27 protein-coding genes are annotated in these 23020 nt (G+C 67.7%); all 27 read left to right on the forward strand.

Annotated features, from left to right (window positions below; all coding sequences use genetic code 11):
• The first annotated feature begins 81 nt into the window (after positions 1-81).
• The 27 genes from BLQ77_RS07500 (at position 82) to BLQ77_RS07625 (ending at position 23009) form a co-directional block, all read left to right on the forward strand.
• The gene (locus BLQ77_RS07500; RefSeq protein WP_089957433.1) at positions 82-2040 is read left to right on the forward strand and encodes an acetyl/propionyl/methylcrotonyl-CoA carboxylase subunit alpha; all 1959 of its coding nucleotides are present in this window, start codon (positions 82-84) and stop codon (positions 2038-2040) included.
• Entirely contained in the window at positions 2037-2702 is a 666-nt protein-coding gene (locus BLQ77_RS07505; RefSeq protein ID WP_089957436.1) for a glutathione S-transferase family protein, read from the forward strand. The genes BLQ77_RS07500 and BLQ77_RS07505 overlap by 4 nt, the downstream gene beginning before the upstream one ends.
• 44 nt (positions 2703-2746) lie before the next feature.
• Positions 2747-3598, forward strand: coding sequence for a hydroxymethylglutaryl-CoA lyase (locus BLQ77_RS07510; RefSeq protein ID WP_089957439.1), 852 nt, complete (start codon positions 2747-2749; stop codon positions 3596-3598).
• A gap of 21 nt (positions 3599-3619) precedes the next feature.
• Positions 3620-4399: a crotonase/enoyl-CoA hydratase family protein gene (locus BLQ77_RS07515; RefSeq protein WP_089957443.1), complete on the forward strand. Its 780-nt coding sequence runs from the start codon at positions 3620-3622 to the stop codon at positions 4397-4399.
• 143 nt (positions 4400-4542) lie between these two features.
• Positions 4543-4950 (forward strand): hypothetical protein, encoded by a 408-nt coding sequence (locus BLQ77_RS07520; protein WP_089957445.1) that lies wholly within the window; start codon positions 4543-4545, stop codon positions 4948-4950.
• A 233-nt stretch (positions 4951-5183) separates the two neighbouring features.
• Positions 5184-5549, forward strand: a complete 366-nt coding sequence (locus BLQ77_RS07525; RefSeq protein WP_008885187.1) for an NADH-quinone oxidoreductase subunit A — start codon at positions 5184-5186, stop codon at positions 5547-5549.
• Positions 5540-6073, forward strand: coding sequence for a NuoB/complex I 20 kDa subunit family protein (locus BLQ77_RS07530; RefSeq protein WP_083791812.1), 534 nt, complete (start codon positions 5540-5542; stop codon positions 6071-6073). The genes BLQ77_RS07525 and BLQ77_RS07530 overlap by 10 nt, the downstream gene beginning before the upstream one ends.
• A gap of 13 nt (positions 6074-6086) precedes the next feature.
• Positions 6087-6695, forward strand: a complete 609-nt coding sequence (locus BLQ77_RS07535) for an NADH-quinone oxidoreductase subunit C (protein WP_089957448.1) — start codon at positions 6087-6089, stop codon at positions 6693-6695.
• Positions 6695-7924: an NADH-quinone oxidoreductase subunit D gene (locus tag BLQ77_RS07540; RefSeq protein ID WP_206889831.1), complete on the forward strand. Its 1230-nt coding sequence runs from the start codon at positions 6695-6697 to the stop codon at positions 7922-7924. Before BLQ77_RS07535 ends, BLQ77_RS07540 begins: the two co-directional genes overlap by 1 nt.
• Before the next feature lie 93 nt (positions 7925-8017).
• A complete protein-coding gene (locus BLQ77_RS07545) occupies positions 8018-8359 on the forward strand; it encodes a hypothetical protein (protein WP_040384427.1) in 342 nt (113 codons plus the stop codon).
• Positions 8360-8454: 95 nt separating this feature from the next.
• Entirely contained in the window at positions 8455-9621 is a 1167-nt protein-coding gene (locus tag BLQ77_RS07550; RefSeq protein WP_089957451.1) for an NADH-quinone oxidoreductase subunit E, read from the forward strand.
• A 37-nt stretch (positions 9622-9658) separates the two neighbouring features.
• The gene (locus BLQ77_RS07555; protein ID WP_089957454.1) at positions 9659-10390 is read left to right on the forward strand and encodes a helix-hairpin-helix domain-containing protein; all 732 of its coding nucleotides are present in this window, start codon (positions 9659-9661) and stop codon (positions 10388-10390) included.
• A 166-nt stretch (positions 10391-10556) separates the two neighbouring features.
• Positions 10557-10784: a DUF5337 domain-containing protein gene (locus BLQ77_RS07560; RefSeq protein ID WP_089957456.1), complete on the forward strand. Its 228-nt coding sequence runs from the start codon at positions 10557-10559 to the stop codon at positions 10782-10784.
• Between the two features lie 4 nt (positions 10785-10788).
• Positions 10789-12084, forward strand: coding sequence for an NADH-quinone oxidoreductase subunit NuoF (nuoF, locus tag BLQ77_RS07565; RefSeq protein ID WP_008886009.1), 1296 nt, complete (start codon positions 10789-10791; stop codon positions 12082-12084).
• Positions 12081-12512 (forward strand): DUF5333 family protein, encoded by a 432-nt coding sequence (locus tag BLQ77_RS07570; RefSeq protein WP_089957459.1) that lies wholly within the window; start codon positions 12081-12083, stop codon positions 12510-12512. The genes nuoF and BLQ77_RS07570 overlap by 4 nt, the downstream gene beginning before the upstream one ends.
• A gap of 8 nt (positions 12513-12520) precedes the next feature.
• A complete protein-coding gene (locus BLQ77_RS07575; RefSeq protein WP_089957462.1) occupies positions 12521-12871 on the forward strand; it encodes a hypothetical protein in 351 nt (116 codons plus the stop codon).
• 128 nt (positions 12872-12999) lie between these two features.
• The gene (locus tag BLQ77_RS07580; RefSeq protein ID WP_089957465.1) at positions 13000-13413 is read left to right on the forward strand and encodes a DUF5333 domain-containing protein; all 414 of its coding nucleotides are present in this window, start codon (positions 13000-13002) and stop codon (positions 13411-13413) included.
• 99 nt (positions 13414-13512) lie between these two features.
• On the forward strand, positions 13513-15534 hold the full coding sequence (gene nuoG, locus BLQ77_RS07585) for an NADH-quinone oxidoreductase subunit NuoG (RefSeq protein ID WP_089957467.1): 2022 nt from the start codon (positions 13513-13515) through the stop codon (positions 15532-15534).
• A gap of 2 nt (positions 15535-15536) precedes the next feature.
• Complete coding sequence (locus tag BLQ77_RS07590) at positions 15537-15932, forward strand: YNQ4 family lipoprotein (RefSeq protein ID WP_089957472.1); 396 nt, start codon at positions 15537-15539, stop codon at positions 15930-15932.
• 10 nt (positions 15933-15942) lie between these two features.
• Positions 15943-16980, forward strand: coding sequence for an NADH-quinone oxidoreductase subunit NuoH (nuoH, locus tag BLQ77_RS07595; RefSeq protein WP_008883906.1), 1038 nt, complete (start codon positions 15943-15945; stop codon positions 16978-16980).
• An 8-nt stretch (positions 16981-16988) separates the two neighbouring features.
• The gene (gene nuoI / locus BLQ77_RS07600; RefSeq protein WP_008884682.1) at positions 16989-17483 is read left to right on the forward strand and encodes an NADH-quinone oxidoreductase subunit NuoI; all 495 of its coding nucleotides are present in this window, start codon (positions 16989-16991) and stop codon (positions 17481-17483) included.
• Between the two features lie 105 nt (positions 17484-17588).
• Positions 17589-17996: a carboxymuconolactone decarboxylase family protein gene (locus tag BLQ77_RS07605; RefSeq protein WP_008884627.1), complete on the forward strand. Its 408-nt coding sequence runs from the start codon at positions 17589-17591 to the stop codon at positions 17994-17996.
• The gene (locus tag BLQ77_RS07610; RefSeq protein ID WP_089957475.1) at positions 17993-18595 is read left to right on the forward strand and encodes an NADH-quinone oxidoreductase subunit J; all 603 of its coding nucleotides are present in this window, start codon (positions 17993-17995) and stop codon (positions 18593-18595) included. The genes BLQ77_RS07605 and BLQ77_RS07610 overlap by 4 nt, the downstream gene beginning before the upstream one ends.
• Positions 18596-18626: 31 nt before the next feature.
• A complete protein-coding gene (locus BLQ77_RS29630; protein ID WP_278184692.1) occupies positions 18627-18755 on the forward strand; it encodes a hypothetical protein in 129 nt (42 codons plus the stop codon).
• A 104-nt stretch (positions 18756-18859) separates the two neighbouring features.
• Positions 18860-19165 carry an NADH-quinone oxidoreductase subunit NuoK gene (gene nuoK, locus BLQ77_RS07615; RefSeq protein WP_008884673.1) on the forward strand — a complete coding sequence of 102 codons (306 nt, stop codon included), beginning with the start codon at positions 18860-18862 and terminating at the stop codon, positions 19163-19165.
• A gap of 5 nt (positions 19166-19170) precedes the next feature.
• Positions 19171-21459: an NADH-quinone oxidoreductase subunit L gene (gene nuoL, locus BLQ77_RS07620; protein WP_089957478.1), complete on the forward strand. Its 2289-nt coding sequence runs from the start codon at positions 19171-19173 to the stop codon at positions 21457-21459.
• The gene (locus tag BLQ77_RS07625; protein WP_008885847.1) at positions 21459-23009 is read left to right on the forward strand and encodes an NADH-quinone oxidoreductase subunit M; all 1551 of its coding nucleotides are present in this window, start codon (positions 21459-21461) and stop codon (positions 23007-23009) included. Before nuoL ends, BLQ77_RS07625 begins: the two co-directional genes overlap by 1 nt.
• Positions 23010-23020: the final 11 nt, after the last annotated feature.

A 23020-nucleotide genomic window follows, 5' to 3' on the forward strand; every position in this document is an offset into this window, starting at 1 on the left:
CGCTGCCCCCCGCGCGCCAGGGCGCGCTCCCCCCGGAGTTTTCCGGGCAAGATGAAGAGACTGGGACCGGGGAGGTCGGAGATGTTTGACACGGTGCTGATTGCCAACCGGGGCGAGATCGCCTGCCGGGTGATGGAGACGGCGCGGGCGATGGGGCTGCGCTGCGTCGCGGTCTATTCCGAGGCCGATGCGGGCGCGAAACACGTGGCGATGGCGGACGAGGCGGTCTGCATCGGCGGCGCGGCGCCCGCCGAGAGCTACCTGCGCGGCGAGCGCATCATCGAGGCTGCGCGCGCCACCGGGGCGGGAGCTATTCACCCGGGCTACGGGTTCCTGTCGGAGAACCCCGATTTCGTTGACGCGGTCGAGGCGGCGGGGCTGATCTTCGTCGGGCCCGGTGCGAAGGCGATCCGGGCGATGGGACTGAAGGACGCGGCCAAGCGGCTGATGCACGAGGCCGGCGTCCCGGTGGTGCCGGGCTACCACGGCGAGGAGCAGGACGCGCGCTTCCTCGCGGGCGAGGCCGAGGCCATCGGCTACCCGGTGCTGATCAAGGCGGTCGCCGGGGGCGGCGGCAAGGGCATGCGGCTGGTGGAGCGGCCCGGGGAGTTTGCCGACGCGCTGAAGAGCGCGCAGGCCGAGGCCCGCGGCGCCTTCGGCAACGAGGCGGTGCTGATCGAGAAGTTCGTCTCGAAGCCGCGCCACATCGAGGTGCAGGTCTTCGGCGACGGCACCAACGCGGTGCATCTCTTCGAGCGCGACTGCTCGCTTCAGCGCCGCCACCAGAAGGTGATCGAGGAGGCCCCGGCGCCGGGCATGACCGCCGAGATGCGGCAGGCCATGGGCGCTGCGGCGGTGCGCGCGGCCGAGGCCATCGGCTACAAGGGCGCGGGCACCATCGAGTTCATCGTCGACGGCTCGCGCGGGCTGCGCGCGGACGGGTTCTGGTTCATGGAGATGAACACCCGCCTGCAGGTCGAGCACCCGGTGACCGAGCTGGTGACCGGCGTCGACCTGGTGGAGTGGCAACTGCGCGTGGCGGCGGGCGAGCCGCTGCCGAAGACGCAGGGTGAGCTCGGGCTCAACGGCCATGCCTTCGAGGCGCGGCTCTATGCCGAGGACGTGCCCGCGGGCTTCCTGCCGGCCACGGGGCGGCTGGCGCACCTGGCCTTCCCCGAAGACGTGCGTTCGGATAGCGGCGTTCGGTCGGGGGATGTGATCTCGCCGCATTACGACCCGATGATCGCCAAGCTGATCGTGCACGGGGCGACCCGCGAGATCGCCCTGCGCAAGCTGGCGCGCGGGCTCGCCGAGACGCAGGTGGCGGGCACGGTGACCAACCTCGCCTTCCTCGGCGCGCTGGCGCGGCACGCAGGCTTTGCCGCGGGCGAGGTCGACACCGGCCTCATCGGCCGCGATCTCGAGGCGCTGGTGGCGGTGCCCGAGCTGCCCTTGCCGGTGGTGGCGCAGGCGGCGCTGGTGGCGGCGGGGCTCTGGGAGGATGCCGGCTGGCAGGGCGGGTTCACGCTCTGGGGGCCGCTGTCCCGCACGGTGCTGCTGCAGCACGGCGATGACGAGATCACCGCGGTGCTGCGGGTTGCGGGGCCGGGCCGGGTCGAGGTCGGGCTGGGCGAGAGCGTCGTGCTGGCCGAGCGTGGCGATGGCGGCTGGCGGCTCGACGGGCGGCCTGCCGCGGCGCATTTCGCCGCTTCTGGCGAGATCACCGTCTTTGCCGCGGGCGGGCAGGTGTTCCACGTCGTCGATCCGCTGGCGCGCGCCGCGGGCGCGGGTGCCGCGGGCAACCTCATCGAGGCGCCGATGCCGGGCCGCGTCGTGTCGGTGCTGGCGGTCGCCGGGCAGGAGGTGCAGGCCGGTGACCGGCTGGCGGTGCTCGAGGCGATGAAGATGGAGCACACCCTGACCGCCGCGCGCGACGGCGTCGTGGCCGAGGTGCTGGTCTCGGAAGGCGCGCAGGTCGAGGCAGGCGCCGCGCTGATCCGGCTCGAGGACGAGGACAGCGACGGGGAGGCGGCGACATGATCCGCCTCCACCACGTGCCCGAGAGCCGCTCGATGCGGGTGCTCTGGCTGCTCTACGAACTGGGTGTCGATTTCGACGTGGTCGAGCGGCCCTTCGACAAGTCGCTGCGCGGGGCGGAGTACCTGTTGCTCTCGCCTGCGGGCCGGGTGCCGGCGCTGGAGATCGAGGGCGAGCGCATGTTCGAGAGCCTCGCCATGATGGAGTACCTCTGCGAACGCTTCCCCGAAGCGGGGCTCGGCCGCGCGCCGGGCTCGCCCGACCGCATGGGTTGGCTCAGCTGGCTGCACTTTGCCGAGACCGTCAGCCAGCACACGGCGAGCCTCACCCAGCAGCACATCATGCTGCGCGAGGACCACATGCGCTCGCCCATCGTCATGCAGCTCGAGGCGAAGCGAATCGAGAAATGCTACGGCGCCATCGAGGCGCGGCTGTCGACGCCCATCGAGAATCGCGACCACCTGCTGACCTCGGGCTTCTCTGCCTGCGACATCGCCGTGGGGCAGGCGGTCTACATGGCGCGTCATTTCGCGGCCATCGAGGGCTTCCCGGAGCTTTCCGCCTGGTACGAACGGATCTGCGAGCGCGAGGCGTTCGCGAAGTCGCTGACGGACGAGGGCGGGCGGCTCTACGCGCAGGATTTCTACCCGGCGTGGCCGAGCTGAGCATCGCCGGGTGGGACATTTGGAATTGAACGAGAGGGCCTGAGATGAGCGGTTATGTCGAGATCTTCGAGGTCGGGCCGCGCGACGGCTTGCAGAACGAGGCGCGCCAGATCCCGGCGTCGGAGAAGATCGCGCTGGTCGACTGCCTGAGCCGGGCCGGCTTCCGGCGTATCGAATGCGCAAGCTTCGTAAGCCCGAAATGGGTGCCGCAGATGGCGAGTTCGGCCGAGGTGCTGGCCGGGATCACGCGCGCGCCGGGGGTGTCCTACGCGGCGCTCACGCCCAACATGCGGGGCTTCGACGCGGCGATGGAGGCACGCGCCGACGAGGTGGCGATCTTCGGCTCCGCCTCCGAAGGCTTCAGCCGCGCCAACATCAACGCCTCGATCGCCGAGAGCCTCGAGCGGTTCCGCCCGGTGGCCGAGGCGGCGCTGGCGCGCGGCGTGCCGGTGCGGGGCTATGTCTCCTGCGTGGTGGAATGCCCCTACGACGGCGTCGTGGCGCCCGAGGCGGTGGCCCGGGTTGTGGCAGCGCTGCGCGACATGGGCTGCTACGAGGTCTCGCTCGGCGACACCATCGGTCGCGGCGCGCCGGAGGCGGTCGACGCCATGCTGGCGGCGGTGCTGGGCGAGATCGAAGCAGGCAAGCTTGCCGGGCATTTCCACGACACCGGCGGGCGGGCGCTCGACAATATCGAGGTGTCGCTGGGCCGCGGGCTGCGGGTCTTCGACGCCGCCGTGGGCGGGCTCGGGGGCTGCCCCTACGCGCCCGGCGCCGCGGGCAACGTTGCAACCGAGGCGGTGGCGGCGCGGCTCGAGGCGCTTGGCTACGACACCGAGCTGGACACGGGCGTGCTGGCCGAGGCCGCCGCACTGGCGCGGGCGATGCGGGCCTGAGCCCGCCAGAGGAGACAGGACATGGACACGATCAGGGTAGAGCGCGACGCGCGCGGGGTCGCCACGCTGTGGCTGGCGCGGGCCGAGAAGCACAACGCGCTGTCGGCGCAGATGATGACCGAGCTTGAGGCGGCGGCGGGCGAGCTGGCCCGCGACGCGACGGTGCGGGTGGTGGTGCTGGCGGCCGAGGGGCCGACCTTCTGCGCTGGCGGCGATCTGGCGTGGATGCGCGAGCAGTTCGGTATGGACGCGGAGACCCGCAAGCGCGAGTCGCGGCGCATCGCCGGCGCGATGGGCGCGCTGGCCGCGTTGCCGCAGCCGCTGATCGGGCGGATCCACGGCAATGCGTTCGGCGGCGGTGTCGGGCTCGCGGCGGTCTGTGATGTGTCGATCGGCGCGAGCGGCATCCGCATGGGCTTTACCGAGGTGCGGCTGGGGCTGATTCCCGCCAACATCGGGCCCTTCGTCATCGCGCGGATGGGCGCGGTGCGGGCCCGCGAGGTCTTCATGAACGCGCGGATTTTCGACGCCGACGAGGCGATGCGGCTCGACCTGCTGAACCGCGTCGTGGCGCCCGAGGATCTGGACGCGGCGGTCGAGGCCGAGGTAGCGCCCTATCTTACCTGCGCGCCCTTCGCCGTGCGTGAGGCCAAGGCGCTGCTGAACGAGCTTGCCGGGCGCGTGACGCCGGAGCAGGTCGACCACGCCATCGAGGCGCTGGCGATCCGCTGGCAGAGCGACGAGGCGCAAGAGGGCATCTCGGCCTTCTTCGAGAAGCGAAAGGCGCCCTGGGCCGGGTGACCGCCCGCCGGGCGCGTCCGGGATAACCGTCCGGGGGAGGCGTGACACCGGGTCACGCTTTACCCGCGCGCCGATCATTGCCAGCCTGCGGGGGCGCGGTGCCGTCCCCGGTGCCGCGACGCAAGCGGGCAGGAGGATGCGGGGTGACGGTCCAGATCGCGCATCTTCACGCAACGCTCTGTCTCGCGCTGGCGATTCTCCACATTGCACTGGCCTTCGGAGCGCCCTGGTCCTCTTGGGGGCCGGGGCTAGATGTCACGCAGGCCGCGCAGGGTGACGCGTGGGACGGGCCGGGCGCTCCGCTGTCGCCGGCCGGCAGGCTTGCCGCGGCGCTTACGGTGCCGGTGCTGCTTTATCTGGCACTCGCGATCATCTCGGCGGCGGGCTTCCCGGGACTCGGCTGGCCGCGCTGGACCGGATGGCTCGCGGTGGCGGTGCAGGGGGCGCTCGCGGCGCTGAGTCTCGCGGCGCGGCGCCCGGTCGAGCGCAGGCTCTGGGGACCGTGCCACGCGGTGCTGACGGCGATGGCGCTCGCGGTGATGACGGCATGAGCAGGGGCGGGAGGGCCGATGTATGCAAATGTAGACGATAAAAATGTCGCTTTGTCAGGCAGTCACCGGGATTTTCCGTCTATCCCGTTAGAAAATCAGCGATTTAACCCTTCCTGAATATTTGGCGTGCTTGTTGACCCTGTCTTGCACCGGCGATAAGTCACGAATAGCAAGGCAACACCGCCATGGTTTCCGCGCCAACCTTCCGGCGCGCCTCGCAAAGGAGCCAGCAAGTGGAAGAGATGCTGCGGGAATATCTCCCGATCCTCGTTTTCCTAGCCGTCGCAATCGCCCTCGGTGCGATCCTCATCCTCGCCGCCGTCGTGCTGGCCGTGCGCCATCCTGACCCCGAGAAGGTCTCGGCGTACGAATGCGGGTTCAACGCCTTCGACGATGCGCGGATGAAATTCGACGTGCGGTTCTACCTCGTGTCGATCCTGTTCATCATCTTCGACCTCGAGATCGCCTTCCTGTTCCCCTGGGCCACCGCCTTCAAGGACGTGAGCATGGTCGGCTTCTGGTCGATGATGGTGTTCCTTGCGGTGCTGACCGCGGGCTTCGCCTACGAATGGAAGAAAGGGGCGCTCGAATGGGAGTGATGACCGGACCGACCACCGCCGGACCCGACCGCGAGGTGGCGACACAGGCGCTGAACCGCGAGCTTCAGGACAAGGGCTTCCTGCTGACCTCGGTCGACGACGTGATCAACTGGGCGCGTACCGGCTCGCTGCACTGGATGACCTTCGGTCTCGCCTGCTGCGCCATCGAGATGATGCAGACCTCGATGCCGCGCTACGACCTTGAACGCTTTGGCACCGCCCCGCGCGCCAGCCCGCGCCAGTCGGACCTGATGATCGTCGCAGGCACGCTCACCAACAAGATGGCGCCGGCGCTCCGCAAGGTCTACGACCAGATGCCCGAGCCGCGCTACGTGATCTCGATGGGCTCCTGCGCCAACGGCGGCGGGTACTATCACTACAGTTATTCCGTGGTGCGCGGCTGCGACCGCATCGTGCCGGTGGACGTCTACGTTCCCGGCTGCCCGCCCACGGCCGAGGCGCTGCTCTACGGCATCATGGCGCTGCAGAAGAAGATCCGCCGCACCGGAACCATCGTGCGCTGAGGGGAGGCGAGCAATGACGCAGGCAATGAGCGAACTCGGCGGGCATCTCGAGCTCAAGCGCCCGGATTGCGTGCTGGGCTGGAACGTGTCGTTCGACGAGCTGAACGTCGACGTGGCCTCGTCCAACATCGCGGGATTCGTCGAGTTTCTGAAGACCGACCCGTCCTGCCGCTTTTCGACGCTGGTCGACATCACGGCGGTGGACTACCCCGAGCGGGCCAAGCGCTTCGACGTGGTCTACCACTTCCTGTCGATGTACCAGAACCACCGCATCCGCGTCCGCGTCGCCGTGCGCGAGGACGAGGTGGTGCCCTCGATCACGGGCGTGCACGTCAGTGCCAACTGGTTCGAGCGCGAGGTCTTCGACATGTTCGGGATCATCTTCTCGGGCCACCCGGACCTGCGCCGCCTCCTCACCGACTACGGCTTCCGGGGCCACCCGCTGCGCAAGGACTTCCCGACCACGGGCTATGTCGAGGTGCGCTACGATGAAGAACTCAAGCGTGTCGTCTACGAGCCGGTAAGCCTCGTGCAGGAATACCGGCAGTTTGACTTCATGTCGCCTTGGGAGGGCGCCCAGTACGTGCTGCCCGGCGATGAAAAGGCGGAGGCATCGAAATGATGGACGGCTCGAAATTCGACGACGGCAGCACCGACGCGCTGTCCGGCGAGCAGAAGATCCGCAACTTCAACATCAACTTCGGCCCGCAGCACCCCGCGGCCCATGGCGTGCTGCGTCTCGTGCTCGAGCTCGACGGCGAGATCGTCGAGCGCTGCGATCCTCACATCGGCCTGCTGCACCGCGGCACCGAGAAGCTGATGGAAAGCCGCACCTACCTGCAGAACCTGCCGTATTTCGACCGTCTCGACTACGTCGGCACGATGAACCAGGAACACGCCTGGTGCATCGCGATCGAACGTCTGACCGGGGTCGAGGTGCCGCGCCGGGCGCAGCTGATCCGCGTGCTCTACTGCGAGATCGGGCGCATCCTGAATCACCTGCTGAACGTGACCACCCAGGCCATGGACGTGGGCGCTCTGACGCCGCCGCTCTGGGGCTTCGAGGAACGCGAGAAGCTCATGGTCTTCTACGAGCGGGCCTGCGGCGCGCGCCTGCACGCGGCCTATTTCCGGCCCGGCGGCGTGCACCAGGACCTGCCGCCCAAGCTGATCGACGACATCGACGCGTGGTGCGACCAGTTCCCGGCCCGCCTGCAGGACATCGACGACCTGCTGACCGAGAACCGCATCTTCAAGCAGCGCAACGCCGACATCGGCGTGATCACCGAGCAGGACATCCAGGAGCACGGTTATTCCGGCGTCATGGTGCGCGGCTCGGGCCTCGCCTGGGACCTGCGCCGTGCCCAGCCCTACGAATGCTACGACGAGTTCGAGTTCAAGATCCCGGTCGGCAAGAACGGCGACTGCTACGACCGCTACCTTTGCCGCATGGCCGAGATGCGCGAGAGCGTGAAGATCATGAAGCAGGCCGTCGAGAAGCTGCGCATGCCCGAAAATCAGGGCGACGTTCTGGCGCGGGGCAAGATCACCCCGCCGAAGCGGTCCGAGATGAAGACCTCGATGGAGGCGCTCATCCACCACTTCAAGCTCTACACCGAGGGCTTCCACGTCCCCGCCGGCGAGGTCTACGCCGCCGTCGAGGCGCCCAAGGGCGAGTTCGGCGTCTATCTGGTGGCCGATGGCAGCAACAAGCCCTACCGCGCCAAGCTGCGCGCGCCGGGCTTCCTGCACCTGCAGTCGATGGACTACGTCTGCAAGGGGCACCAGCTGGCCGACGTGGCCGCGATCCTCGGGTCGCTCGACATCGTGTTCGGTGAGGTCGACCGCTGAGGCGGAGAGTTTAGCGGACCAGGGCGCGAGGCGCGCCGCGGTCCACCCGGCCCGTCGGAGGCCGTGACAGGAAAGAGGGACTTGAGGATCGTGATGCTGAAGAATTGCCTGGCGGTGCTGCCGCTCGTTGCAACCGCAGGCTGCCTTGCGCTGCCGCCCAAAGGGGTCGAGGACCAGCAGATGCTGGCGTTCGACGACGCCGTGGACTCGATCGGCTGCGCGCTGGACTACGAAGCCGATTACCTTGCCGTCGAACTGCAGACCGGGCTGACCCGCGAGCAGATCCAGCAGGTCGCGAACTACCGCATCGCGGGCGGCAACGGCGAGCGCACCGAGACCGGCGGCTTCCGCCTGACCTCCGGCGCCTGCACCCCGGTCGCGGAACCGGCAGCCCCGGTCGCCGACGCGACCGGCGACATGGCCACCGCCGGCTGAACCGGGTGACGGGCTCCGACGCCATAACCCATGAGGGCCGCGAGGCCCGCGCGCGCCGCGCGCGCACCAGACCCTGAGAAAGAGGCCATCCGCCGATGCTGCGCCGTCTCCATCCCGAACAGCCAGAAAGCTTCGCCTTCACCCCGGACAACCTCGCCTGGGCCGAGGGGCAGATCACGAAGTATCCCGAGGGCCGTCAGGCCAGCGCGGTCATCCCGCTTCTGTGGCGCGCCCAGGAGCAGGAAGGCTGGCTGACCCAGAAGGCGATCGAGACCGTGGCCGACATGCTCGGCATGGCCTACATCCGGGTGCTCGAGGTGGCGACCTTCTACTTCATGTTCCAGCTGCAGCCGGTGGGATCGGTGGCGCATGTGCAGGTCTGCGGCACCACAACCTGCATGATCTGCGGCGCCGAGGACCTGATCGGCGTCTGCAAGGAGAAGATCGCGCCCAAGGCCCACGTGGTCTCGCCCGACGGCAAGTTCTCGTGGGAAGAGGTGGAATGTCTCGGCTCCTGCGCCAACGCGCCCATGGCCCAGATCGGCAAGGACTATTACGAGGACCTGACCGCCGAGCGCCTCGGCGAGATCCTCGACGAACTCGCCGCCGGCAAGGTGCCGGTGCCGGGCCCGCAGAACGGCCGCTACGGCTCCGAGCCGCTCGGCGGCCCGGTGGTGCTGACCGCCCATGTCGACGGTCGCGCGCAGTACAATGCCTCGGTGGCGCTCGCCACCGACATCGGCGACACGGTCAAGCGCATCGACGGCAGCGAAGTGCCGCTGCGTACGCCGTGGCGCGACCGCTCGGACGAGGACGGCGACGCGGTGCCCGACACCCACGCGCCCAAGCTCTCGGACGGGGCCAGCGCCGACGACACCGGCATCGACAAGCGCGAGGCGCCGGTGACGCCCGCGGGCGAGCCCAAGCAGCCGGTCGAGGGCGGCTCCGAGCAGCCCGCCGAGACCGCCGGCACCCGCCCCGAGGCGCTCGACGCGCCGCGCGAGGGTGGGGCGGACGACCTCAAGAAGATCAAGGGCGTGGGGCCGAAGCTCGAAGAGCTGTGCAACAGCCTCGGCTTCTATCACTACGACCAGATCGCCAACTGGACGCCGGACGAGGTCGCCTGGGTCGACGAGAACCTGCAGGGCTTCCGCGGCCGCGTGACCCGCGACGAATGGGTCGCACAGGCCAGGACGCTGGCAGCGGGGGGCGAGACCGAGTTCTCGCAGCGCTCCGGGAAAGGTGACGACGCGGACGAATAAGGGGGCCGCAAGGCTCGGGTGAGGAGGAGAACGGGGAATGACGGACACGACGATGGAAGGGACCTGCCGACGCAAATGCTGGATCGCCGCCGCGGTGGTCGGTCTGTTCGTGGCGCTGTTCGCGCTTGGCGCGGATCGCGGCTTCGTCGCGGCGCTCGTCCTCGGTGTCCTCGCGATGGTGCTCCTGTCGCAGCTCTTCATCTGGGTGAGCTGCGCGCCTGTGCCGAAGCTGACCCCGGTCACGCCCAAGCCGGTGCCTGCCCCGAAGCCCGTGGCGTCTCCGGCCGAGGCCAGCGCCGCCCCGGCGCCGACCGCAACGCCGGCACCCGCAGCCGCGCCGCAACTGGCGTCCGCCGCCGAGAAGACCGCCGAGCCGCTGGTGAAGCCCAGCAAGGCACTCGCGGGCGAGGCGGAACTGGCGGGCCGCAAGGGCGCGTGGCGCTACGAAGGCGAGACGGCCGAGGCGGTCGCAGAGGACGCGGGCACCCGGCCCGAGGCACTGTCGGCTCCGCGCGATGGCGGGGCGGACAACCTGAAGGAAATCAAGGGGGTCGGCCCCAAGCTCGAGGAGCAGTTGAACGAGCTCGGGATCTACCACTTCGACCAGATCGCCGGTTGGACTGCCGCCGAAGTGGCTTGGATGGACGGCAACCTCAACGGGTTCCGCGGCCGCGTCTCGCGCGATGACTGGATCGGGCAGGCAAAGATCCTCGCCGCCGGGGGCGAGACCGCATTCTCGACGCGGGTGGACGAGGGCGAGGTCTACTGAGACCGCGCGACGGCACGACAAGGGCGCCTGGGTTCCGCAGGGACACGGTGCAGGATGAAACTGGCAGACGGGCAGGGGCCCGCGCGACCGGGGCCGGTGACAGACCGCTCTTCCGGCGCTGCGGGTTGCGACCGTCGGGGGCCGCGAAAGGGACCGGGGCCGGGGAATGAACGACCGGGACAGCCACAGCCGGCAGGGGCGCATCATCGCGCTGGTGATCGCCGGAACCGGGCTTGCCTGGATGGCCGCAACGGCCGCGGGTGTCGCGCTGGACTGGAGCCAGCGCACGAGAGCCTTCTTCGACCTGGCGGCGATCGCCGGGTTCGGGACGGCGATATGGATGATCTACGGGCTCTGGCGTGCGCGCCGGAAGAACCGCTCGAACGAGGAGTGATGCGATGCTGAAGGACGAGGACCGCATTTTCACCAATCTCTACGGCATGCATGACCGCACGCTGGAGGGCGCGAAGAAGCGTGGCCACTGGGACGGAACCGCCGACATCATCGGCAAGGGCCGCGACTGGATCATCGACGAGATGAAGGCCTCGGGGCTGCGCGGACGCGGCGGGGCAGGTTTCCCGACCGGGCTCAAGTGGTCCTTCATGCCCAAGGAGAGCGACGGCCGGCCGTCCTACCTGGTCATCAACGCCGACGAATCCGAGCCCGCGACCTGCAAGGATCGCGAGATCATGCGCCACGATCCGCACACACTGATCGAGGGCGCGCTGATCGCCTCCTTCGCGATGGGAGCACATGCGGCCTACATCTACATCCGCGGCGAATACATCCGCGAGAAGGAAGCTCTGCAGGCGGCCATCGACGAGGCCTATGACAAGGGCATGATCGGCCGTAACGCCTGTGGCACCGGCTGGGATTTCGACCTCTACCTGCACCACGGTGCCGGCGCCTACATCTGCGGCGAGGAAACCGCGCTGATCGAGAGCCTTGAGGGCAAGAAGGGCATGCCGCGGATGAAGCCGCCATTCCCGGCCGGCTCCGGTCTCTACGGCTGCCCGACCACGGTGAACAACGTCGAGTCCATCGCCGTCGTGCCGACCATCCTGCGCCGCGGCGCCTCGTGGTTCTCGGGCTTCGGCCGCAAGAACAACTCGGGCACCAAGCTGATGGCGCTGACCGGTCACGTGAACACGCCCTGCGTCTTCGAGGAAGAGATGTCGCTCTCGGTGCGCGAGATCATCGAGAAGCACGGCGGCGGCATTCGCGGCGGCTGGGACAACCTCAAGGCCATCATCCCGGGCGGGGCCTCGTGCCCGGTGCTGCCCAAGCACGCGCTCGAGGATGCGATCTTCGACTTCGACTGGATGCGCGAGAACCGCTCTTCCTTCGGCACCGGCTGCATGATCGTCATGGACAACTCGGTGGACGTGGTGAAGGCGGTGTGGCGCCTGTCGAAGTTCTTCAAGCACGAGAGCTGCGGCCAGTGCACGCCGTGCCGCGAAGGCACCGGCTGGATGATGCGCGTCATGGACCGCCTGGTGACCGGCGAGGCGGAGGTCGAGGAAATCGACATGCTGCTCGACGTCACCAAGCAGGTCGAGGGCCACACCATCTGCGCGCTCGGCGACGCGGCGGCCTGGCCGATTCAGGGTCTGATCCGGCACTTCCGGGACGAAATCGAGGACCGCATCAAGGCCAAGCGCACCGGTCGCAGCGGCGCGATGGCGGCGGAATGACCGTGTCGCGTTTCGCATACCCGCTCGTCGCGCTTGCGGCGCTCGCCGGCTGCGCCGCAGGGCCTGCGCCCTTGGGCGGCACCGCAGCCCCGGGCGCGTCCAGCGGTCGCTGGGAAAGCCGCGTCGCCACGCTGACGCTGGCCGAGCGCATCGCCGATGTCTGCTATTCCGAGGGCATCTTCCTCGCGCCGTCGCCCTATGGCGGGGCGGTGCATCGCGCGACCGAGGAACTGGCGGCCGAGGGCGTCGATCGCGCCACGCTCGAGGCGGCCTACGCAAACCACGACTTCGACACGACCACAGCGGCGGTGAAGAGCTATCTCTCCGCCCGCGGCGCGTCCGAGGCGGCCCCGGCCAGCCTCTGCGCCGTCGGCGAGTCCGAGATCGCCCAGGGCTCCGAGCTCGGGCGCGTGCTGCAGAAATCGTGAGGGACGGCATGACCACTTCTTCCACCCGCACCCGCCTCAGGGCCCTCGCGCTGCCCGGCCTCGTGCTGCTGGCGCTCGCCGGCTGCGGCGGCAACAACGCCTACCAGTACGGCGGCATGCGCTTCCCCGGCGATGCCAAGGGCATCAAGGACAACCGCAAGCAGTTCGTGGCCACGGCGGGCCCCGTCAGCGCCTCGATCGACGGCGCGCGCGCGGCGGCGAGTTACGAGGCGATCAAGTACTGCATCGACTATCTCGGCAGCTCGGACATCCGCTGGGCCATCGGCCCGGACACGCCGCCGTCGCAGCTGCCGATCGAGAAGGACAAGCTGACCTATCGGGGGGAATGCCTCGAGTGACCGGAGCGGCTGTCATAACGGGGGCGTGCGCGGCGTGCTATTGCATGACTGCACCCGGCGTTCCCACCTTCCGGGGGAGAGGAGGTCGCCACGCCGGCGGCCCCGCAACCCTGTTCGGGAGACATGACATGCGCAAGATCAAGACCCTGCTGGTCGCGGCCGTGATGGGCGCCGCCCTGCTGCCGCAGGCTGCTGCCGCCAGGCCCTCGCTGGGTACGGTCAAGGAAATCCACGACGGGCTGCTGGCCGTGGGGCTCGCCGACGAGATCCGCAGCCGCTGCGGCAGCATCAGCGCCCGCATGTTCCGGGCCTACAGCTACCTGGGCGAACTCAAGTCGAGGGCCCGCGCGCTGGGGTACAGCGAGGACGAGATCGAGGATTACGTGACCTCGAAGGCCGAGAAGAAGAAATACCGCGCCGAGGGCGAGGCCTGGCTGAAGGCCCGCGGCGTGACACTGGGCGTCGAGGCGGACTACTGCCGCATCGGTCGTCAGGAAATCGAAAGGGGCTCGCAGATCGGCGCGCTCCTGAGGGCATGGTGATGTGGGGCACGCACGGCGGGGACACGCCGGCGCCAGCACGCCCGTGCCCGGGTCGGCAGAGGTGCCGGCCCCTGGGAAATTCTGTCTGGGAAGATGCCAATGAGTGACCTGCGCAAGATCATCATCGACGGAAACGAGGTCGAAGTCGACGGTGCGATGACCATTCTCCAGGCCTGCGAGACGGCCGGGATCGAGGTGCCGCGCTTCTGCTACCACGAGCGCCTGTCGATCGCGGGAAACTGCCGCATGTGCCTTGTCGAGGTCGTCGGCGGCCCGCCCAAGCCCGCCGCCTCCTGCGCGATGCAGGTCCGCGACCTGCGGCCGGGGCCGGAAGGCCAGCCGCCGGTGGTCAAGACCAACTCGCCGATGGTCAAGAAGGCCCGCGAGGGGGTGATGGAGTTCCTGCTCATCAACCACCCGCTCGACTGCCCGATCTGCGACCAGGGCGGCGAATGCGACCTGCAGGACCAGGCGATGGCCTACGGCGTCGACTTCTCGCGCTTCCGCGAGCCCAAGCGCGCTGTCACCGACCTCGACCTCGGCCCGCTGGTCGAGACCCACATGACGCGCTGCATCTCCTGCACCCGCTGCGTGCGCTTCACCACCGAGGTGGCGGGCATCACCCAGATGGGCCAGACCGGCCGCGGCGAGGATGCCGAGATCACCAGCTACCTGAACCAGACGCTGGATTCGAACCTGCAGGGCAACATCATCGACCTCTGCCCGGTGGGGGCGCTGGTCTCCAAGCCCTATGCCTTCACCGCCCGCCCGTGGGAGCTGACCAAGACCGAGAGCATCGACGTCATGGACGCCATGGGCTCGAACATCCGCGTCGACACCAAGGGCCGCGAAGTGATGCGCTTCCTGCCGCGCAACCACGACGGCATCAACGAGGAGTGGATCTCGGACAAGACCCGCTTCGTCTGGGACGGCCTGCGCCGCCAGCGTCTCGACCGTCCCTACATCCGCGTCGACGGCAAGCTGAAGCCCGCCACCTGGCCCGAGGCGCTGACGAAGGTCGCGGCGGCGCTCAAGGGCGCGTCGAAGCCGGTGGGGCTGGTGGGCGATCTCGCTCCGGTCGAGGCCGCGTTCTCGCTCAAGACCATCATCGAGGGGCTGGGCGGCTCGGTCGAGTGCCGCACCGACGGTGCCAAGCTGCCCGCGGGCAACCGCGCGGGCTATGTCGGCAACGCCACCATCGAGGACATCGACACCGCGCAGTTCATCCAGCTGATCGGCGCCAATCCGCGTGACGAGGCGCCGGTGCTGAACGCCCGCATCCGCAAGGCCTGGCTGCATGGCGCCAAGGTCGGGCTGGTGGGCGAGGCGGTCGACCTCACCTACGACTACGCCCATGTGGGCGCCGACCGCGCCGCGCTGTCGTCGCTGCTCGACAAGGAGTACGACTCGGTGCTCGAGGCGCCGTCGGTGGTCATCGTCGGGCAGGGCGCGCTGCAGGAGGCCGATGGCGCCGCCGTGCTCGCCGCCGCGATGAAGCTGGCCGAGGACACCCGGAGCAAGTTCATGGTGCTGCACACCGCCGCCGCCCGCGTGGGCGCGATGGATGCGGGCGCCGTGACCGAGGGCGGGCTCGACGCGGCGATGAACGGAGCGGACGTGGTCTGGAACCTCGGCGCCGACGAGGTCGAGATCGCCGAGGGCCCCTTCGTCATCTACCAGGGCAGCCACGGCGACCGCGGCGCACACCGCGCCGACGTGATTCTGCCGGGCGCCGCCTACACGGAAGAAAACGGTCTCTTCGTCAACACCGAGGGCCGTCCGCAGCTGGCCATGCGCGCCTGCTTCCCGCCGGGAGAGGCCAAGGAAAACTGGGCGATCATGCGGGCGCTCTCCGCCGAGATCGGTGCGACCCTGCCGTGGGACAGCCTCGCGCAGCTGCGTCAGAAGCTGGTGGCCGAGGTTCCGCACCTCGCCGAGATCGACGTGGTCCCGGGCAACGCCTGGTCGTCGCTTCCGCAGGCCAGCCTCGGCAGCGCCAGCTTCCGCTACGCGCTGCGCGACTTCTACCTGACCAATCCGGTTGCCCGCGCCTCGGTCCTGATGGCCGAGCTCTCGGCCAACGCCAAGGCCCGCAAGGACCAGCCGATCGCGGCGGAGTAGGCATGTGGTCGCGTCTCGCCATATCCAGTCTGGCGCTTGCGGCGCTGACCTCCTGCGGCGAGACCGAGCCGCGGGAGCCGGCCCCGTTCGAGCCGGTCTACGAGGGCGTCGAGACGGCGCTGCTGGACGGCGATCTGGTGAATTTCTTCGTCGCGATGCGCGGCGCGCGTGGCTCCTCGGACGTCGAGGACTACGCGGAATGCGCTGCGGCGCAGTATGCGCTGATCCGGGGCTACGGCTTCGCGCGGCATCTGCGCACGAATGTCGCGCAAGAGGGTGGCCTCTGGCGCGGAGATGCTGTTTACACGATCTCGGCGGCGCTGCCGCGAGGGCTCAAGACCATCGACGCGGAAGTCGTCGCGCTGGCCTGTGCCGAGAACGGAATACCGATGGTGTGAGGGACACTTGATGGCAGACTTCTTCTCAACCCCGTTCGGAACCTTCGTGATCATCCTCGCGCAATGCGTGGCCGTCTTGGCATTCGTGATGATCTCGTTGCTGTTCCTGGTCTACGGCGACCGCAAGATCTGGGCCGCGGTCCAGATGCGGCGCGGGCCCAACGTCGTGGGCACCTTCGGCATTCTCCAGTCCGTGGCCGACGCGCTGAAATACGTCGTCAAGGAAGTGGTGATCCCGGCGGGGTCCGACAAGGCCGTGTTCATCATGGCGCCGATGATTTCCTTCGTCTGCGCGATGATCGCCTGGGCGGTGATTCCGTTCTCGGACGGCTGGGTGCTGGCGGACGTCAATGTCGCCATCCTCTACGTCTTCGCCATCTCCTCGCTGGAGGTTTACGGCGTGATCATGGGCGGATGGGCGTCGAACTCGAAATACCCGTTCCTCGGGGCACTGCGCTCGGCGGCGCAGATGATCTCCTACGAGGTCTCCATCGGTCTCATCATCATCGGCGTGATCATCTCGACCGGTTCGATGAACTTCGGCCAGATCGTGACCGCGCAGGACACCGGCTGGGGCCTCCTGGGCTGGTACTGGCTGCCGCATTTCCCGATGGTCTTCCTGTTCTTCATCTCGGCGCTGGCCGAGACCAACCGCCCGCCCTTCGACCTTCCCGAAGCGGAATCGGAGCTGGTGGCCGGCTACCAGGTGGAATACTCGGCAACGCCCTTCCTGCTTTTCATGGCCGGTGAATACATCGCCATCTTCCTGATGTGCGCGCTCACCTCGCTGCTGTTCTTCGGCGGCTGGCTGTCGCCGATCCCGGGCCTGCCGGACGGCGCGCTCTGGATGGTCGGCAAGATGGCCTTCTTCTTCTTCGTGTTCGCCATGGTGAAGGCGATCACGCCCCGCTATCGCTACGACCAGCTCATGCGACTCGGCTGGAAGGTGTTCCTGCCCTTCAGCCTCGCCTGGGTGGTCTTCGTCTCCTTCGCCGCCAAATTCGGCTGGTTCTGGGGGATCTTCGCCCGCTGGACCATGGGAGGTTAAGCAAGCCAATGACTCAGATCGATTACGCCCGCGCCGCGAAATATTTCCTGCTGGCGGACTTCATCAAGGGCTTCCAGCTTGGCCTGCGCTACTTCTTCGCACCCAAGCCGACGCTCAACTACCCGCACGAGAAGGGCCCGCTGTCGCCCCGCTTCCGTGGCGAGCACGCGCTGCGCCGCTATCCCAACGGGGAAGAGCGCTGCATCGCCTGCAAGCTGTGCGAGGCAATCTGCCCGGCGCAGGCCATCACCATCGACGCCGAGCCGCGTGACGACGGATCCCGCCGCACCACGCGCTACGACATCGACATGACCAAGTGCATCTACTGCGGCTTCTGCCAGGAGGCCTGCCCGGTCGATGCCATCGTCGAGGGGCCGAACTTCGAGTTTTCCACCGAGACCCGCGAAGAGCTCTTCTACGATAAGCAGAAGTTGCTCGACAACGGCGAGCGCTGGGAAGCCGAGATCGCTCGCAACCTGGAACTGGACGCGCCCTACCGCTGATCGGACCGAGGAAGCCATGATCGCCACCCGTACCGTTCCTGACCTGACCGCCTTCCGCCGCATCCCGCGGCGGGCGGGGGACGTGCGCGCAGAAGGAGAGACGGCATGAGCGACCCCAAGACCCCCTTCGAGCTGATGATGCAGCAGGCGCAGGAGATGGCGAAGGCCTTCAACCCGGCGCTGGAAAGCTTCGCCCCGCGCGAGTTCGAGAAGCTCTGGCCGACCATGCCCAAGGACTTCATGGAGTTCTGGTTCGGGCGCGGCATGTCGAAGGACGGGCTCGATGCCAAGACCCGGCTGCTGCTGACCCTGGCGGGGTTGACGATGCAGGGCGCGCAGGCCGATACGCCGATCAGAATGACCGTGCGCCACCTGATCGAGGCCGGCGCCACCAAGGACGAGATCGCCGAGACCATCGCCCACATGTCGATGTTCGCAGGCATTCCTGCCATGACCCGCGCCATGGAACTCGCGCGCGAGGTGATGGAAGACAACAAGGATGACGAAGCATGACCGTGTTCGCCTTCTACCTCTTTTCGCTCTGCACCATCTTGGGCGGGCTGTTCACTGTCATCAGCCGCAACCCGGTCCACTCGGTGCTTTGGCTGATCCTTGCCTTCCTCAGTTCGGCGGGGCTCTTCGTTCTGCTGGGCGCCGAGTTCGTGGCGATGCTGCTGGTGATCGTCTACGTGGGCGCAGTGGCGGTGCTCTTCCTCTTCGTGGTGATGATGCTCGACGTGGACTTCGCCGAGCTGCGCGCGGGGATGGCGAAATACATGCCGCTGGCGCTGCTGATCGGGGTGGTCATCCTGATGCAGCTCGGCATGGCCTTCGGCGCGTGGGAAACCTCGGACCTGGCCGCGGGCCAGCTCTCGGCCCCGACGCCCGGCGACATGCAGAACACCGCCGCCCTAGGCGTGCTGATCTACGACCGCTACTTCCTCGCCTTCCAGCTTGCGGGGCTGATCCTGCTGGTCGCGATGATCGGGGCCATCGTGCTGACCCTGCGTCACCGCCAGGACGTCAAGCGCCAGAACGTGCTCGCACAGATGTGGCGCGACCCGGCCAAGGCGATGGAGCTGAAGGACGTGAAACCGGGGCAGGGCCTTTGAGGCGGTTCCCGGACCTGCGGAGCGCGCGGGGATGAACGGCCTCCTGCATTTCCTCCAGACACCCTGGGGGATCGCGGCCTCGGGGGGGCTCTGGGTGGTCAAGGCGGGCGTGGGCTACGTGCTCCTGCGCGCCTGGCGGGCGCGCCGGCCCAGGGGCTGACAGGCGGCGGACACGCGCCGGAGGGCGCGGCACGGAACACCCGGGGCAGCGAGCCCCGGAGAGACGAATGCAAAGACGAGACGGGTTATGCCCGGAGGGACAACATGATCGGACTTGAACATTACCTGACGGTGGCGGCGGTGCTGTTCGTCACGGGGATCTTCGGGATCTTCCTGAACCGCAAGAACGTGATCATCCTGCTCATGAGCATCGAGCTCATCCTGCTGTCGGTGAACATCAACTTCGTCGCCTTCTCGTCCTACCTGGGCGATCTCGCGGGGCAGGTCTTCACGCTCTTCGTCCTGACGGTGGCGGCGGCCGAGGCGGCCATCGGGCTCGCGATCCTCGTCTGCTTCTTCCGCAACCGCGGCTCCATCGCCGTGGAAGACGTCAACGTGATGAAAGGCTGAGCCCGATGGTGACGATCATTCTCTTCGCCCCGCTCGTGGGCGCCATCCTCGGCGGCTTCGGCTGGAAGTTCATGGGCGAGAAGGGGGCCATGTGGCTCACCACCGGCCTGCTGTTCCTCGCCGCGCTGCTGAGCTGGATCGTGTTCCTGACGCTGGGCGAGTCGCACACGGTCACGCTCTTCCGCTTCATCGAGAGCGGCACGCTCTCGACCGACTGGGCGATCCGCATCGACCGGCTGACCGCGATCATGCTGATCGTGGTGACCACGGTCTCGGCGCTCGTGCACCTCTACAGCTTCGGCTACATGGCGCATGACCCGCAGTTCGAAAACACGCCCTACCGCGCACGTTTCTTCGCCTACCTGTCGCTCTTTACCTTCGCGATGCTCGCGCTGGTGACCTCGGACAACCTCGTGCAGATGTTCTTCGGCTGGGAAGGCGTGGGCCTCGCGTCCTACCTGCTCATCGGCTTCTACTACAAGAAGCCCTCGGCGGGCGCCGCGGCGATCAAGGCCTTCGTGGTCAACCGGGTCGGCGACTTCGGCTTCGCGCTGGGGATCTTCGCGCTTTATTACCTGACCGACAGCATCCAGTTCGATCAGATCTTCGCCGAGATCCCGCGTCTGGCGGAAACCCAGCTGCACTTCCTCTGGACCGAGTGGAACGCCGCCAACCTGATCGCCTTCCTGCTGTTCGTCGGGGCCATGGGCAAGTCGGCGCAGCTTTTCCTGCACACCTGGCTGCCGGACGCGATGGAAGGCCCGACGCCGGTGTCGGCGCTGATCCACGCGGCAACCATGGTGACCGCGGGCGTCTTCCTCGTCTGTCGCATGTCGCCGCTGATGGAATACGCGCCGCAGGCCACCGCCTTCATCACCTTCCTCGGCGCCACCACCGCCTTCGTGGCGGCGACCATCGGCCTCGTGCAGAACGACATCAAGCGGGTCATCGCCTACTCTACCATGTCGCAGCTCGGCTACATGTTCGTGGCCGCGGGCGTGGGCGTCTACTCGGTCGCCATGTTCCACCTGCTGACCCACGCCTTCTTCAAGGCGATGCTGTTCCTCGGCGCGGGCTCGGTCATCCACGCGATGCACCATGAGCAGGACATGCGGAACTACGGCGCGCTGCGCACCAAGATCCCGATGACCTTCTGGGCGATGATGATCGGTACGCTCGCCATCACCGGCGTGGGCATCCCGCTCACCGGCTGGCTCGGCTTCGCGGGCTTCGTCTCCAAGGACGCGATCATTGAGAGCGCATGGGCCGGCACGCAGGGGGGCTACGCCTTCTGGATGCTGGTCATCGCGGCGCTCTTCACCAGCTTCTACAGCTGGCGCCTGATGTTCATGACCTTCTACGGCAAGGCGCGGGGCGACAAGCACACGCATGAGCACGCGCACGAGAGCCCCAGGGTCATGCTGATCCCGCTCGGCGTGCTCGCCGTCGGTGCGGTGTTCTCGGGCATGGTGTTCTACGCGACCTTCTTCGGGAACCACGACAAGGTGCTGAGCTTCTTCGGAATGCCCGCGCACCATGCCGAGGCCAGCGAGGGCCATGGCGAGGAAGCCGCGGCCGAGGGCCACGGTGATGCCGCCGCCACCGAAGAGCACGGCACCGAGACCGCCGCCGCCGACACGGCCGAAGGGGAGGTGCCTGCCGCGACCGACGAGGCCGCCGGCGCGGACACCGCTGCCGCCGACACCGCCGGGGGCGAGGCGCCCGCCGCATCCGAAGTGGGTGCAGAAGAGACCGCCGTCGCCGATGAGGCGCATGGCGAGGCTCCGGCCGCCGACGCCCATGGCGAAGAAGGTGCCGGGGCACATGCCGCGGCCGGGCTCGAGTACGGCGCGATCTACATGTCGCCCGACAACAATGTCATGGAAGAGGCGCACCACGCGCCGGTCTGGGTGAAGATCTCGCCCTTCATCGCCATGATCATCGGCTTCGTGGTCGCCTACTGGTTCTACATCGTGAACCCGACGCTGCCCCGCAAGCTGGCCGAGAACCAGCGGCCGCTGTACCTCTTCCTGCTCAACAAGTGGTACTTCGACGAGGCCTATGACTTCCTCTTCGTCCGTCCCGCCCGTGCGGTGGGCCGGATCTTCTGGAAGCGCGGCGACGGCAACATCATCGATGGCACCATCAACGGCATCGCCATGGGGATCATCCCCTTCTTCACCAAGCTCGCGGGACGCGCTCAGTCCGGCTACATCTTCACCTACGCCTTCGCCATGGTGATCGGGATCGCTGTTCTCGTCACCTGGATGTCGATCCTCGGAGGGGCTCACTAATGGATAACCTGCTGTCCATCGTCACCTTCCTGCCCGCGCTCGCGGCGCTGATCCTCGCGCTGTTCCTGCGCGGGGGCGATGCCGCGGCGGATCGGAACGCCAAGTGGCTGGCGATGATCGCGAGCTCGGCGACCTTCGTGATCTCGCTCTTCATCCTGTTCCAGTTCGACCCCTCCAACACCGACTTCCAGATGGTGGAAGAGGGCAGCTGGATCATGGGCCTGAACTACAAGATGGGCGTCGACGGCATCTCGGTGCTGTTCGTGATGCTGACCACCTTCATCATGCCGCTCACCATCCTCTCGAGCTGGGGCGTGAAGACCCGCGTCAAGGAATACATGATCGCGTTTCTGATGCTCGAGACGCTGATGCTCGGCGTGTTCATGGCGCTCGACCTGGTGCTCTTCTATATGTTCTTCGAGGCAGGCCTGATCCCGATGTTCCTGATCATCGGCATCTGGGGCGGCCAGAACCGCATCTACGCGTCGTTCAAGTTCTTCCTCTACACCTTCCTCGGCTCGGTGCTGATGCTGGTCGCCATGGTCGCCATGTACGTAGACGCGGGCACCACCGACATCCCGACGCTGCTGCGCCACGAGTTCGCCTTCGCCGACTTCTCGGTGCTTGGCATCCACGTGGTCGGCGGCATGCAGACGATGCTCTGGCTGGCCTTCTTCGCGAGCTTCGCGGTCAAGATGCCGATGTGGCCGGTGCACACCTGGCTGCCGGACGCGCACGTGCAGGCCCCCACGGCCGGTTCGGTGGTGCTGGCGGCGATTCTGCTGAAGATGGGCGGCTACGGCTTCCTGCGCTTCAGCCTGCCGATGTTCCCGGTGGGGTCCGAGGTCATGGCGCCGCTGGTGTTCTGGATGTCGGCCATCGCCATCGTCTACACTTCGCTGGTGGCGCTGGTGCAGGAAGACATGAAGAAGCTCATCGCCTATTCGTCGGTGGCCCACATGGGCTACGTGACCATGGGCATCTTCGCTGCCAACCAGCAGGGCGTGGACGGGGCCATCTTCCAGATGCTCAGCCACGGCTTCGTTTCGGGCGCGCTCTTCCTCTGCGTCGGCGTGATCTACGACCGGATGCACACCCGCGAGATCGATGCCTATGGCGGTCTCGTGAACCGGATGCCCGCCTACGCGCTGATCTTCATGCTCTTCACCATGGCCAACGTCGGTCTGCCGGGCACCTCCGGGTTCGTCGGCGAATTCCTGACGCTCATGGGGATCTTCCAGGTCAACACCTGGGTGGCGTTCGTGGCGGCCTCGGGTGTGATCTTCTCGGCGGCCTACGCGCTCTGGCTCTACCGCCGCGTGGTCTTCGGCGACCTGATCAAGGAAAGCCTCAAGACCATCCAGGACATGACCTCGCGCGAGAAGTGGATCTTCGCGCCGCTCGTGGTCATGACGCTCTGGCTCGGGGTCTACCCGGCCGCGGCGCTGGACATCATCGGCCCGTCGGTCGAGGCGCTTGTCGACAATTATGATACGGCCGTGGCGGCCGCCGATCTCGGCGGTGCCACCGTGGCCGAAGCGAACCACTAGGGGGGCGGGAC

Origin of the sequence: Salipiger thiooxidans, assembly GCF_900102075.1 — a bacterium.
In the GTDB taxonomy this organism is placed as follows: Bacteria; Pseudomonadota; Alphaproteobacteria; order Rhodobacterales; family Rhodobacteraceae; genus Salipiger; species Salipiger thiooxidans.